Here is a 13,945-nt window from a genome sequence, read left to right as displayed (position 1 = left end):
CGGGCAAGCCCGCTCCCACAAGAGCAGCCGAGGCTTAAAGCTTGGCAGCAGGCCGAGGGCTTTTGCCCTTGGTTTGCAGCAAGTGCGAAAACACCGCGTGCAAGTCGTCAGAGGCGCTTTCTTCGTCAAGGTTGAGCTTGCTGTCAATGTGATCCATGTGATGCATCATCAGGTGCACGGCCTGGCCGGCATCACGGGCTTCGATGGCATCGATCAATTGCATGTGCTCGTCATAAGAGCAGTGCGAACGGTTGCCGCTCTCGTACTGGGCAATAATCAACGACGTTTGCGACACCAGACTGCGCTGAAAGCTGATCAGCGGCGCATTCTTCGCCGCTTCGGCCAACTTCAGGTGGAACTCGCCCGACAGGCGAATACCCGCACCCCGATCGCCCCGCGAAAAACTGTCGCGCTCGTCCTGGACCATCTTGCGCAGTTGCGCCAGATCATCAGCCGTAGCATGCACCACCGCCAGCTCGGTAATGGCCTTTTCAACCAGTCGCCGGGCCAGAAACACCTGGCGCGCTTCTTCTACGCTAGGGCTCGCCACCACTGCACCACGATTAGGGCGCAGCAGCACAACCCCTTCATGGGCCAGACGCGACAGGGCGCGACGAATAATGGTGCGGCTCACGCCAAAGATTTCGCCCAGAGCCTCTTCACTCAACTTGGTGCCAGGCGCCAGACGCTGTTCAAGGATCGCCTCGAAAATATGCGCATAGACAATATCGTCCTGGGTTCCACTGCGGCCGGCCTTGCCAGCGCGGGGTTGTTTCTTGAGAGGCTGCAACTGTTCGTTCATGGGCACTCGTGTGGGAAGCGGCGGCGAATAAGGGATTACGCTAGTACGTAAACGGGTGTCACCGACCAGAAATTAATGCAAAAAACAGGGCGCATTGTACACAAAGCAGAGTGCCAGTACGACTGTACGGTCGTTTACGAACCCTGCTGTATCGCAACTAGATGCAACCTTTACGTTTAGGCTTGTCGCCTGCCCGAACTCCTATAGCACACAAGGAAGACCGTTCCATGACCGACACCCCGCAGCCGCGCTTGCATCCACTGGCAGACACCTCGCCCTCGGCGGTGGTCGCAGGCTTTATCGCCATGATGACCGGCTACACCAGCTCCCTGGTCCTGATGTTCCAGGCGGGTCAGGCAGCGGGACTTACCAGCGGGCAGATTTCATCATGGATCTGGGCACTGTCGATCGGCATGGCTGTTTGCAGCATAGGCTTGTCTTTGCGTTATCGCACACCGATCACCATCGCCTGGTCCACACCGGGGGCGGCACTGCTGATCACCAGCCTTGGCGGCGTCAGTTACGGCGAGGCCATCGGCGCCTATATCACCTGCGCGGTACTGGTGATCATCTGTGGCATCACCGGCAGTTTTGAGCGCCTGGTCAAGCGCATCCCCTCATCCCTGGCCGCCGCGTTGCTGGCGGGCATCCTGTTTAAAATCGGCAGCGAAATCTTCGTCGCGGCGCAACATCGCACCGGCTTGGTGATCGGCATGTTTTTCACCTACCTGATCGTCAAGCGCCTGTCACCCCGCTACGCCGTACTGGCGGCGCTGCTGATCGGCACCCTGCTGTCGGGCATGCTTGGGCTGCTGGACTTCAGCGGTTTTTCCCTTGAAGTGGCCGTGCCGGTGTGGACCACGCCGTCCTTTTCGCTGGCGGCAACCATCAGCATCGGCATCCCGCTGTTTGTGGTGGCCATGACCTCGCAAAATATGCCGGGCATCGCCGTACTGCGGGCCGATGGCTATGACGTGCCCGCCTCGCCGCTGATCACCACCACCGGGGTAGCCTCCTTGCTGCTCGCCCCCTTCGGTTCCCACGGCATCAACCTGGCAGCCATCAGTGCCGCCATCTGCACCGGCCCCCATGCCCACGAAGACCCGAAAAAACGCTACACCGCAGCCGTGTGGTGCGGAATTTTCTATGGCATCGCCGGCATATTCGGCGCCACCCTGGCCGCCCTGTTCGCCTCATTGCCCAAGGAACTGGTGCTGTCGATTGCCGCACTGGCACTGTTCGGCTCGATCATGAACGGGCTGAGTATTGCCATGGGCGAAGCCAGGGAGCGTGAAGCTGCCCTGGTGACCTTTATGGTCACCGCATCGGGCATGACCCTGTTTTCAATTGGCTCGGCTTTCTGGGGCATTGTCGCGGGCGTGCTGACCCTGATGATCCTGAACGTCAAATCACGCTGAGCTATCAGATCGCCAGTGCCCCGCCATCGACCGCCAGCGCATGGCCTGTGGTAAATGCTGCGCCATCCGAGCACAGGTACAGCACGGCGCTGGCAACTTCTTCGACCGTGCCGATACGCCCCACCGGGTGCATCGCGGCGGCAAATTCAGCCTTGCGCGGGTCGACCTCATAAGCGCGGCGGAACATATCGGTATCGATGACCGCCGGGCACACCGCGTTCACCCGAATATGCTTTTTCGCATACTCAATGGCTGCCGATTTGGTCAGCCCGATCACCGCATGTTTGGACGCCGAGTAAATGCTCATCTTTGGCGCGGCGCCCAGTCCGGCCACCGAGGCGGTATTGACGATCGCCCCGCCGCCCTGGGCCAGCATCAATGGCAGCTGATATTTCATGCACAGCCAAACGCCCTTGACGTTTACCCCCATGATCGCATCGAACTCATCCAGGGTACCGTCGGCCAGGCGACCATGCTCGATCTCGATCCCGGCATTGTTGAAGGCATAGTCCAGACGCCCGTAAGTGCTGATTGTCTGCTCCATCAGTTGCCTGACCTGCGCCTCTACAGTGACATCGCAGCCTGCGAAAACAGCACTGCCGCCCGCAGCCCTTATCTGCTCGACAGTGTCTTCACCCGCTGCCACATCCCGATCAGCCACCACCACCTTCAAACCCTCGCCGGCAAATGCCAGCGCCGCGGCCCTCCCGATACCGGCCCCGCCCCCTGTCACTACAGCCACTTGCCCCGTAAACGTCATGCCCATCGTCTTAACCCTCAGCAGAGTGCATCTGTACCCCCGAAACGTTCGGGCACGGCCATCCGCCTATTTATCCGAGTGATAAAAGACTGCCTACAACCATCACCATCACTGATAAAAACCTATTCGTAAGCGCGTATTCACTTGCCCTGTAGCGTGAGAAGGTCTATCAACAGCCATCAATCTCTAAAGAGTTATAGCAATGACTGACCAGACAAACCGCCAATTCCTGCTCGCCAAACGTCCAGTCGGTGCAGCAACCCGCGATACCTTCACCTTCCAGCAAGTGCCCGTAGTACAGCCCAAGGACGGCCAGATCCTGGTCAAAAATGAATACTTGTCCCTCGACCCGGCCATGCGTGGCTGGATGAACGAAGGCAAGTCCTATATTCCGCCGGTAGCGCTGGGTGATGTGATGCGCGCCCTGGGAGTGGGCAAGGTGATTGCCAGCGCCCACCCGGGCTTTGCTGTGGGGGATTACGTCAACGGTGCCCTGGGAATGCAGGATTACTTCACCGGTGAGCCACGGGGTTTCTACAAGGTCGACCCGAAACTGGTACCGCTGCCCGTGTATCTGTCCGCACTGGGCATGACGGGCATGACGGCCTACTTCGCCCTGCTGGACGTCGGCGCACCGAAAACAGGAGACACCGTGGTGATTTCCGGCGCAGCGGGTGCTGTTGGCAGCATTGCCGGGCAAATCGCCAAGTTGAAGGGCTGCCGCGTGGTAGGCATTGCCGGCGGCCAAGAGAAATGTAAGCGGCTGGTCGAGGAGTTCGGCTTTGACGGTGTAATCGACTACAAGAACGAAGATATGCTCGCAGGCCTCAAACGCGAATGCCCCAAGGGTGTAGATGTGTTTTTCGACAACGTGGGCGGCGATATTCTCGACGCCGTATTGAGCCGTTTGAATTTCAAGGCGCGGGTCATCATCTGCGGAGCCATCAGCCAATACAACAACAAGGAAGCCGTTAAAGGTCCGGCCAACTACTTGTCACTGCTGGTCAATCGCGCCCGCATGGAAGGCTTTGTGGTAATGGACTATGCCGATCGCTATGCAGCAGCCGGACAAGAGATGGCGGGCTGGCTGCTCAAGGGCCAGTTGAAAAGCAAAGAGCATATTGTTGAAGGCCTGGAAAGCTTCCCGGAAAGCCTGGCGAAGCTGTTCAGCGGGGAAAATCACGGCAAGCTGGTGTTGAAGGTCTGACACACCACATACAGGTGGCAGCGGACTTGCTCGCAATACAGGCACCGCGGCCTGTCAAGGCAGACCGCGGCGCGGCAATCGCGGGCTTGCCCGCGATTGCCGAATCAGAACGGTGGCAAACAGCCTTAAGCCAGCTCAGCTACCACGGCAGCGAGTGCCTTGGCCGGATCCACTGCCTGGCTGATCGGGCGCCCGATTACCAGATAATCAGAACCTGCATCCAGTGCCTGGCGAGGCGTCAGAATACGACGCTGATCGTCCTGCGCACTGCCCGCAGGACGAATCCCCGGGGTTACCAGTTGCAGACCCGGGTGCGCGGCCTTCAGCGCTTGCGCCTCCAGGGCCGAACACACCAGGCCATCCATACCGGCCTTGTCGGCCAGGGCTGCCAGGCGTAACACTTGCTCCTGAGGCTCAATATCCAGGCCAATACCGGCCAGGTCTTCACGCTCCATGCTGGTCAACACGGTCACGCCAATCAGCAACGGCTGCGGGCCGGTGCGCTTGTCGAGTACTTCGCGGCAAGCGGCCATCATGCGCAAGCCGCCCGAACAGTGAACGTTAACCATCCATACGCCCATTTCAGCTGCGGCCTTGACCGCCATTGCCGTGGTATTGGGGATATCGTGGAACTTCAGGTCCAGAAATACTTCAAAACCCTTGTCGCGCAAAGTACCGACGATTTCCGAAGCGCAACTGGTGAACAGCTCTTTGCCCACCTTGACACGGCACTGCTTGGGGTCCAACTGATCAGCCAGTTTCAATGCGGCGTCACGGGTCGGGAAATCCAGGGCGACGATAATAGGAGTCTGGCAGTCGGACATTAGCGGGTTCTCAGGCTGGTCGAAATCGGCGCGCATTGTAGCGGAACCAGCCGCTTACCGGCACCCGATGATCGCAAATACACGATTTTAGTCTTTACCAAGCTTATACCGCACATGACTGAATAACCGGCCTACACTGAAAGCAATCAACACTTACTCACTTAACAGGATAAACAGCAGCACACAGCGCAACCCCTGCCCTGTGCTGCACTCAACACGGAGAACACTCTATGCCTTGGTATGCCTGGTTAATTCTCGTCGTCGCTATCGGTGTCATTGTAGGCGCCCTGATGACACTACGTGACACAGCCAATAAAGTTGAACTGACCGATGAGCAACGCAAACGTGTTGCCGAACGCAATGCCGAAATGGACGCCAAGGAATCAAAAGACAGGTAGTCAGACAAGCGCTCAGGGCCTGCATGCCAAGGAATGAGCATCGGTGAGGAAAAACCTACAAACAGTTGCATGATTAACCACTGCATCTGTTTGAAGGTCGACGCTATGATGGTCCATTGCATAAAGAGACACCTGTCATGCGCTATTCACAAGATCATAAAGCCCAAACCCATCAGCGCATCGTTAAAGAAGCATCCGGGCTCTTTCGACGACACGGTATTGGCGCCACAGGCCTGCAACCCCTGATGAAATCACTGGGCCTTACTCACGGTGGTTTCTATGCTCATTTTTCATCCAAAAACGACCTGGTAGAAAAAGCCTTGCAGCACGCAGCCAACCAGGTTGACGGTATCTGCGCCGAACTGTTCAGCCAGCCCCACCCCCTGCACGCATTTATCGATGCTTACTTGTCTGAGTGGCATCTGACCTCCCCCCATGAGGGTTGCCCGTTGCCGACCATGTCCGCTGAAATGGCCCAACAGGGCCAGGCAAGTGTCACCACCGACCATGTCATCGATGCCAGGCTCAAACAGATCCAGGCGACCCTGCAAGGGTCAGACACTGAAGACAAAAGCATCGTGATTTTCGCTACCCTGGTAGGCGCACTGGTTCTGGCTCGCGGCGCAGAGAGTGATGCACTGAAACAGAAGATTTTCGAAGTCACGCGCAGTACATTGAAGTCGTCAGCGCCTTATGCCTGAACGCTTGCTGACAGCCACAAAAAAGCCAGTCTATGACTGGCTTTTTTCGTTCTGTTACCTGGCTTAGCTGATTACGATCTTGTCGCGGTTTCTCTCCAGAATAACCTTGCCTATGCCTTTGACCTCAAGCAACTCATCGACTGAAGTAAAATCACCATTGGCCTCGCGATAAGCCACGATCGCCTTGGCTTTAACAGCCCCTACACCAGAGAGTTCACGCTGCAGGGTAGCCTCATCTGCGGTATTGATATTAATCGTCACCACTTTGGCATCCAGCACTACTGGCGCAGCAACCACCGGTTCAACTGCTCCGGCCGCAGGTGCGGCATGGGCCACACTGGAAACACCTACCATCAGGGCAAAGAAAATCGAAGAGAGAAAAGCAGTACGCATAATTGACACTCCATAACATCGTTAAGTTAAAAACAGCTTTCCTGAGCTGTATTTCAAACTTAGGCGATGGTTATGGAGTGTCAAAAACCAGAGCGTTGCAGGGTGTGTATATCTTTGATTCGCAGAAAAACCGCTCCACCAAACAAGAAAAAAACCACAAACTTGCAAAGGTTTGGCTATCGCTTTTAGGTGAATTTTACTCAAAAATGATAAATTTTCTAAACCTTCCCTAGCAGATTCCCCCTTAGGTCGATATGATCCAAAACCATGTCCGGTCTAGATGCCGAGCCCCCCCGAGCAATCATCGACCTTACAGATGGCGAAATCTGTCACAATGCAACTCATAATGGACTGCCATATGAAATTTAAAAAAATCGCATGGATTCTAACTAAAAAATGAATACTGAATTCACACTTGAATCACTCATAATCTCCATATCCATTATCTTGCTGTTTCTGCTCTCATCAACCTTGATCAAAAATAAAATAGAGCAAAATGAAATAAAGCACGAATACAAATTCATCAACGGCTTGCGTGGTCTAGCAGCAGTATTCGTCGTTATCAATCATGCCCCTTTCATGCTGACTAACATGGGCCTTAAGAACGACAACTTCTCCTCATGGGCGTGGATATATGCAAATCTTGGCTCCTTCGGCGTACAAATATTTTTTTGCATAACAGGCTTTTTGTTCTTCGATAAAATAATCAAATCCCCAAATATTCAGTGGGAAAAATTCTTTGAAGGCCGAGTAAGACGTGTAGCACCCTTATACTATTTCTCGTCATTTGTAGTTTTTTTAATTGCGACGTTATATTCCAACTTTGATATCTTCAACAAAGAAACACTTATGACAGTGGCCAGTATGTTAACATTCAATTTTTTGGATGGCCCCTCCAAAATCGGCGGCATTGCACTAACGCCTCTCAACTCAGTGACCTGGACACTGGTTCATGAGTGGCGATTTTATGCAGTACTGCCCCTTATCGCACTTACCTACAGATCCAGATATAACAAATTAATACTAAGCACTGCATTATTATTAGCCGCCGTCGATCTAAGCATGAGTACAGTTGTGTGCTGGCCGTACTTTCTGACTGGTATCATTGCAGCAGTTCTTCACCAAAAACTCACTTACATAAAACCGGCAAGCTGGCCTTTATCCATCATTGCACTATGCATCTTTATATACACTTGCGGGACTAAAGCACCTGAAGGATACGGCGCACTGCGATTCGCGCTCACGTCCTGTTTCTTCTTATGTATTACACTGGCAAATCCAAGAGCCCTGCATGCACAATGCCTAAACCGATTGAGTGACATCAGCTACAGCATATACCTGATGCATCTACCAATCCTGTATTTAACATTCAAAGCAGCGTCACACATGGTCGATTTATCCACCATGTCAAAGACAGCTTTCTGGTCAATCAATATGATTGCAGTACCGTTGATCACAATAGTCTCTACACTGACCTTCATTCATATTGAAAAGAGGTTCATGAGCAAAAAAGCCAACACGATTACTGTCGCTGCTGGCACCGCAGCTGCTGCCGAAAGTTAAAGCCTAACTTTATATGCCGCACCTGTGATGCCATCAAAACATTGCCAATGAAGCGTTCACCATTTTAGTGAACTCTGCATTGGCAAGATCTTGATACGCGCCGGCTCCATTGACCTAAAACAGCACCTTTCAAGATGGCTCAACACGACGCTGCTGATGTATCCAATCTACAATCTCACCTTCGGGTGCATAACCACTGACCGTCTCGCGCAGCAGCTGGCGAACACGCAAATAGTCATCCTGATCTACCGCTTCAAGCAGTTGCGTCAATCGCTGCTTCAGCTCATCCCAAGGTAACATGTCTTCGTTGGCAGACATGATCATGGGGTGTCGGGTCGCGACTACGTTATCGCCAATCAGTAACTCTTCGTAAAGCTTTTCGCCAGGACGCAACCCAGTGAACTCGATCTCAATATCGCCATGTAGATTTTTATCCGAACGAACGCTAAAACCAGAGAGATGGATCATTTTCTCGGCGAGCTCGACAATGCGTACCGGCTCACCCATATCAAGGACGAATACATCGCCACCCTGCCCCATTGAGCCGGCCTGAATCACCAACTGAGCGGCCTCGGGAATCGTCATGAAGTAGCGGGTAATCTTGGGGTGAGTCACGGTTAGCGGGCCACCGGCCTTGATCTGCTTGTGAAACAGCGGAATCACCGACCCTGAAGAGCCCAATACATTGCCAAAACGCACCATGGTGAAACGGGTTTTATTTACCCGCGACACATTGGCCGAGTCGCCAAACAGTACAGGCGCGACTTCCCGACTGAGTGCTTGAAGCGTCATCTCAGCCAGACGCTTGGTGCTGCCCATGACATTAGTCGGCCGTACGGCCTTGTCGGTAGAAATAAGAACGAAGTTCGATACTCCCGACTGCAGGGCCGCCTGAGCAGTGTTGAGCGTGCCTATAACGTTGTTTAACACACCTTCGGCAATATTGTGCTCAACCATTGGCACATGTTTATAAGCCGCAGCGTGATAGACCGTATCGACATGCCAGGTCTTCATCACATCCAGCAACTTGTGCGGATTGCGCACAGAACCCAGGATCGGCAGCACCTTCACCGAAAGAGACTCCAGATTGACCCGCTGCTCCAACTCGCCAAATATGCTGTACAGATTGAATTCGCCGTGTTCGTACAGCAGCAGCGTGGTTGGCTTCAAAGCCAAGATCTGCCGGCACAGTTCCGAACCAATCGAACCGCCAGCGCCTGTAACCATGACACATTGCCCCTTGATACAACGCTCCTGCAACTCACCTTGCGCGGGAACCGGGTCGCGACCCAGCAAGTCGGCAATATCCACTTCCTGGATATCATCAACCTTGACCCGGCCACTGGCCAGATCCATAAACCCGGGCACACTGCGAACGTGGAGAGGAAATCCCTCAAGCAAACCCAAAATCTCGCGGCGCCGGGCCCGAGACGAAGATGGCACTGCCAACAGCAACTCCTGGGCGCCGGTACGTTCGATCATCTGCTGAATACGTTCGGGTTTGTAAACCTGCAAGCCAGAGATGATACGATCTGCAATACTTTCGTCATCGTCGATAAACGCTACAGGCCTCATAGCACGGCCCATGCGCAAGGCGGCAACCAGTTGGTTGCCAGCGGCACCGGCACCGTAGATGGCCACCCGCGGCAAACCGTCATCGCGATTGGTAAACGGCACGTGTTGAACTGCCGCAAACCAGTCGCCCAGAAAGTATTGACGCATGGCAAGGCGCAAACCACCGAGCAGGATTAGGCTTAGCCACCAGTAGTTGAAGATTATCGAGCGCGGCACAGTATTTTCAGGGGTGCTATACCAATACATCACCACTGCCAAGATCAATGAAGAAAGACTGACAGCCTTGATAATGGCGATCAGAGCATCATTGCCGAAATAGCGCATGACGGCACGGTACATGCCGAAACGGATAAACAGCGGGATGGCAATCAAAGGGGCGCAGATAAACAGCCACAGATGTAGCTTGACCGGATTGATCATATCGTCAATCCCTAGGCGCACGACAAATGCAAGCCATAGGGCGAACCAGACGAGAACCACGTCTGTCACCACTTGAATAACTCGTTTATCCCGTCTCGACAGGTTGAGTAAGTACGCTCGAATTTTATCCATATATCCTTTGAACACCTACGCTACTCCAAAAAACCATCAACAAGCTGACACTCTATACACCACTCTATTTATCCCTAAGTTGAGCGTCAGATCAGTGAAGCTTCCTGCACGACATCACTCAATACCTTGCAGGTCAATTCTATTTCTTGCTGTGTCAGTGTGGGATGAACCAGAAACATCATGCTCGTCTCGCCCAACTCTTTCGCATGCGCTAATCGTAACGAAGGACGCCAGCCAGTACCTTCAAATGCCTTTTCTAGATACACCTCAGAACATGAACCGGAAAAAGCAGGTACACCGCGCGCGACCATCTCGTTGAGAATGCGATCACGGGACCAACTAGCCTTAAGGGCTTGCGGACGTACAAATACATAGCACTTGTAGGCCGCGTGCACATCAGCGACCGGCAACACGGGTACACGAAGTGCAGGCAACTGCCGGGCCTGGGCCCAAATACGTGAAGCATTTTTCAGCCGAGCGGCATGCCACTCTTGCATCCGGCGCAACTGGATGCGTCCGATAACAGCCTGAACCTCAAGCATCCGCCAGTTCGTGCCGAAGCTTTCGTGCAGCCAGCGGAAACCTGGTGCATGCTCACGCTCGTAAACCGCTTCCCAGCTCTTGCCATGATCCTTGTAGGCCCACATGTCGGCCCACAGCTGGCGATCATTGGTGGTGACCATGCCGCCTTCGCCGCCCGTGGTCATGATCTTGTCCTGGCAGAACGACCAGGCGGCGATATGACCGATGGAGCCGACAGGACGGCCTTTGTAATGAGCTCCATGAGCTTGGGCGCAATCTTCGATCACCTTCAGGTCATGCTCAGCCGCCAAATCCATGATCGGATCCATGTCACATGGCCATCCAGCCAGATGAACACAAATGAGGGCTTTGGTACGGGGCGTCAACACTGCACTAATGGTTTCAGCAGTGAAGTTCTGCGAGTCAAGGTCGACATCTGCAAATACCGGCACAGCCCCAGCATTAACAATGCTTGAAACCGAAGCCAGGAAGGTACGAGAAGTAACAACAACTTCATCACCCGGACCGATATCAAGTGCCTTCAACGCCACATCCAGTGCTACCGTACCATTGGCTAGGGCCACGGCATATTCCGTGCCTGACCAGGCGGCAAATTCTTTTTCAAAAGAGCGGGTTTCTTGCCCAGTCCAATAGTTGACCTTGTTCGACAAAATTACCGCACGGACAGCGTCGGCTTCTTCTTCCGTGAAGGAGGGCCAAGGAGAAAATGGTGTATTCAGCACGATTCAGTACCCATGATTTGAATGATAGAAATTTGGTCCGTGCACGTCCGACTGTACAAAAACTCATGCCAATGAGTTACCACTATAAACCATTAATGCTGTAAAGCTTTCGCTGGAACACCCACAACAGTCATATTGTCGACAACATCATTGACCACGGCCGCACCTGCCCCAACCTTGACCCGGGATCCAATGCTGACCGACTGCTTAACGGATGCACCTATTCCAATCCAGCTCAATTGACCAACATGGACTGTACCCGCCAACCTTGCGCCTGGGCTGATGTGGACACATTCTTGCAAAATACAATCGTGGTCAATACTGCACCCGGTATTAAGAATGCTTCCATCACCTACGTTTGCGCCTGGATTTACCACTACCCCTGCAAATGCCACGACGCCTTTACCCATAGTGGCGTGTCGACTGATTGTCGCTGCCGGGTGAATAAGTGTGATTAGCATTGCTCCGGCATTATCGAGCTCTTTCATTTTCATGCAGCGAATATCATTATTGCCAATCGCAACTATGACACCGTCGAACTCCTGAAGGCGCTCCAATAATGCATGTGTATCACCCACCACAGGCCAATGGCCCACAAACTGGATAGATGGCCAGTTATCATCAAATACTTCAACAATGTCCCAGTCACAGCATTCAGCGGTATCTGCTACAACTTTGGCATGCCCACCAGCCCCCACAATGGCGAGTTTTTTTTCAGCTGGTGCAGTCCCTGTAAACTTTGATATCGTGACCTCGCCGGCAGCGGAGATACCCTCGCGGACAAGCACTTTCTTAAGAGTAAGCCCGATAATTTTGAGGTCGAGCCAAAATGATTGGTTTTCGACATACCAAATATCGTATTGGAATTTCTGCTCCCAGCTGATTGCATTACGGCCATTAACTTGTGCCCAACCTGTAATCCCGGGTTTTACATCATGTCGGCGCGCCTGTTCAACGCTATACAGTGGCAAATACTCCATTAACAACGGCCTGGGGCCAACCAGACTCATATCGCCCTTCAAGACACTCCAAAGTCCAGGCAACTCATCCAAGCTGCTTGAGCGTAAAAAAGCTCCGAAAGAGGTCATGCGTTCCGAATCAGGCAAAGGATTACCATGTGCATCAACCGCATCTTTCATGGTTCTAAATTTCAGCATTTCAAAAGGCACGCCGTGCAAACCGGGCCTTATCTGCCTGAACAATATTGGACTTCCCAATTTAAGTCGCACAGCTAAACCTAAACAAGCGATGACTGGTGAAAGAACAAGCAGACCAAAAAAAGATGCTGTTATATCGAATAGACGCTTAATCAATGTCAAGCTCCTGCAAGTAAAAATTCTGCATCCGTTCCCAATGAGCAGTACGATCAAAACGCTCAACAATTCTAGCGCGGGCGGAAGTTCCCATTTCAGTCATACGGTCATGGGGTGTTTCAACCGCCTGCATCATTGCACTCGTCAAGGACGTGACATCACGGGGCTGGGCCAACCAACCATTCATACCTGACTCAATAATTTCGTTACAACCACTGATATCTGTTACAACAGCAGGTATGCCCATGGCACATGCCTGCAACACGACATTGGGAAAGCCCTCCCGATAGCTTGACAAGACAAGGGCGTCGGACGCTGCCAGGGCATCACGTATATCTTCCTGAAACCCCAACGTATGAATCCTTGGATGCTGCTTCAACAATGCGAATGTTTCTGCATCTATCGGCGCTTCAGAGTCCAAGCCTCCGACCACAATCAAATGGGTGTGAACAGGAAGTCTCAAAAAAGCCTGCCCCAACTCCTTCAGACCCTTGTCTCTGTTCAAGCGTCCGATAAAGCAAAAAACGAACTCATCGTCCATTATTCCCAGGCTTTCTTTAAGCGCTTTAGAGTTAGTTATAACGAACTGGTTATCAGGTCGAAAAAAATCAAGATCCACACCCGCAATATTCCCATGCCCAATGACAGACATCTGCTTTTTAGTCACGCGATAAGCCAGCAAATCTTTTTTCACACCCAATCCTTCAGGGACGACTGTGGTGGCACAGACACAAATCAATCGATCTACGTTGATAAGAAGTGTTTTCTTGAAACCGGTCTGGGTGGGGAATATAAGTCCGGTAAACGTATGAATCCTGACAGGAACCCGGCACAAAAAAGCCGCAATCATCGTCACCAGGCCCGCCTTGGGTGTATACGATTGAACCACCGAAGGTTTTAATTTACGAAGCAACCTGCACATCGAGAGAATTGAAATAACGTCAGCGAATGGACTGATGCCCCGCTTCATTGCTACAGGATGAACGGGGACGGCTTCCCGAACAGCAATTCTATCTACCGGTCCATCAGCAGAACAAGCCAGATGTACCTTGAACGAATGGTTCAGAAACTTTGGCTGATGAGCCAATATGGTCATCAGTGTTTCCGGAACGGTTGTGACAATTAATAAAGTTGCTTCTTTCATGACTCAACCTTTAAACGGATCAAAACAGAC

Annotated in this window: 12 protein-coding genes and 2 pseudogenes; 5 read left to right on the top strand and 9 right to left on the bottom strand. The window is 52.7% G+C overall.

Annotated features, from left to right (window positions below):
- Positions 1-34: 34 nt before the first annotated feature.
- Positions 35-802: a GntR family transcriptional regulator gene (locus ACP7BE_RS00440; protein WP_095002775.1), complete on the bottom strand. Its 768-nt coding sequence runs from the start codon at positions 800-802 to the stop codon at positions 35-37.
- 227 nt (positions 803-1,029) lie between these two features.
- On the opposite strand from ACP7BE_RS00440, the gene ACP7BE_RS00435 reads away from it, so the two are divergent.
- Positions 1,030-2,220 (top strand): benzoate/H(+) symporter BenE family transporter, encoded by a 1,191-nt coding sequence (locus ACP7BE_RS00435; RefSeq protein ID WP_130871732.1) that lies wholly within the window; start codon positions 1,030-1,032, stop codon positions 2,218-2,220.
- Between the two features lie 4 nt (positions 2,221-2,224).
- Here ACP7BE_RS00435 and ACP7BE_RS00430 read toward each other — a convergent pair whose 3' ends face one another.
- Positions 2,225-2,986, bottom strand: coding sequence for an SDR family oxidoreductase (locus tag ACP7BE_RS00430; RefSeq protein WP_095002777.1), 762 nt, complete (start codon positions 2,984-2,986; stop codon positions 2,225-2,227).
- 196 nt (positions 2,987-3,182) lie between these two features.
- Between ACP7BE_RS00430 and ACP7BE_RS00425 the strand changes: the two genes are divergently transcribed.
- Positions 3,183-4,187, top strand: a complete 1,005-nt coding sequence (locus ACP7BE_RS00425; RefSeq protein WP_095002778.1) for an NADP-dependent oxidoreductase — start codon at positions 3,183-3,185, stop codon at positions 4,185-4,187.
- A gap of 125 nt (positions 4,188-4,312) precedes the next feature.
- Here ACP7BE_RS00425 and pyrF read toward each other — a convergent pair whose 3' ends face one another.
- The gene (gene pyrF / locus ACP7BE_RS00420; RefSeq protein WP_165446498.1) at positions 4,313-5,011 is read right to left on the bottom strand and encodes an orotidine-5'-phosphate decarboxylase; all 699 of its coding nucleotides are present in this window, start codon (positions 5,009-5,011) and stop codon (positions 4,313-4,315) included.
- 230 nt (positions 5,012-5,241) lie between these two features.
- Here pyrF and ACP7BE_RS00415 point away from each other — a divergent pair, with 230 nt between their 5' ends.
- Together ACP7BE_RS00415 and ACP7BE_RS00410 are read left to right on the top strand one after the other, a co-directional pair.
- A complete protein-coding gene (locus ACP7BE_RS00415) occupies positions 5,242-5,409 on the top strand; it encodes a DUF2897 family protein (RefSeq protein WP_095002780.1) in 168 nt (55 codons plus the stop codon).
- 137 nt (positions 5,410-5,546) lie between these two features.
- Positions 5,547-6,110, top strand: a complete 564-nt coding sequence (locus ACP7BE_RS00410) for a TetR/AcrR family transcriptional regulator (protein ID WP_095002781.1) — start codon at positions 5,547-5,549, stop codon at positions 6,108-6,110.
- A 63-nt stretch (positions 6,111-6,173) separates the two neighbouring features.
- Here the strand turns inward: ACP7BE_RS00410 and ACP7BE_RS00405 are convergent, their stop codons facing one another.
- Positions 6,174-6,503, bottom strand: coding sequence for a ComEA family DNA-binding protein (locus ACP7BE_RS00405; protein WP_095002782.1), 330 nt, complete (start codon positions 6,501-6,503; stop codon positions 6,174-6,176).
- Positions 6,504-6,899: 396 nt separating this feature from the next.
- On the opposite strand from ACP7BE_RS00405, the gene ACP7BE_RS00400 reads away from it, so the two are divergent.
- Entirely contained in the window at positions 6,900-8,066 is a 1,167-nt protein-coding gene (locus tag ACP7BE_RS00400) for an acyltransferase family protein (RefSeq protein WP_095024101.1), read from the top strand.
- A gap of 129 nt (positions 8,067-8,195) precedes the next feature.
- Here the strand turns inward: ACP7BE_RS00400 and ACP7BE_RS00395 are convergent, their stop codons facing one another.
- The 5 genes and pseudogenes from ACP7BE_RS00395 to ACP7BE_RS00375 all read right to left on the bottom strand — a co-directional run bounded on the left by ACP7BE_RS00395 (position 8,196) and on the right by ACP7BE_RS00375 (position 13,915).
- Positions 8,196-10,193, bottom strand: a complete 1,998-nt coding sequence (locus ACP7BE_RS00395) for a polysaccharide biosynthesis protein (RefSeq protein WP_095024102.1) — start codon at positions 10,191-10,193, stop codon at positions 8,196-8,198.
- A gap of 86 nt (positions 10,194-10,279) precedes the next feature.
- Complete coding sequence (locus ACP7BE_RS00390) at positions 10,280-11,458, bottom strand: DegT/DnrJ/EryC1/StrS aminotransferase family protein (protein WP_317757688.1); 1,179 nt, start codon at positions 11,456-11,458, stop codon at positions 10,280-10,282.
- A 92-nt stretch (positions 11,459-11,550) separates the two neighbouring features.
- A pseudogene (locus ACP7BE_RS00385) lies at positions 11,551-12,156 on the bottom strand (acetyltransferase); the annotation flags it as partial.
- A gap of 27 nt (positions 12,157-12,183) precedes the next feature.
- Positions 12,184-12,771: pseudogene (locus ACP7BE_RS00380) on the bottom strand (sugar transferase); the annotation flags it as partial.
- Positions 12,764-13,915, bottom strand: coding sequence for a glycosyltransferase family 4 protein (locus tag ACP7BE_RS00375; protein WP_426104231.1), 1,152 nt, complete (start codon positions 13,913-13,915; stop codon positions 12,764-12,766). The pseudogene ACP7BE_RS00380 and the gene ACP7BE_RS00375, both read right to left, overlap by 8 nt.
- Positions 13,916-13,945 lie beyond the last annotated feature (30 nt).

This window comes from Pseudomonas sp. TWR1-1-3 (assembly GCF_049896805.1).
Classification (GTDB): Bacteria; Pseudomonadota; Gammaproteobacteria; order Pseudomonadales; family Pseudomonadaceae; genus Aquipseudomonas; species Aquipseudomonas bubulae.
Note: the sequence above shows the minus strand (reverse complement) of the source record. Positions and strands in the feature narration are given on the sequence as shown.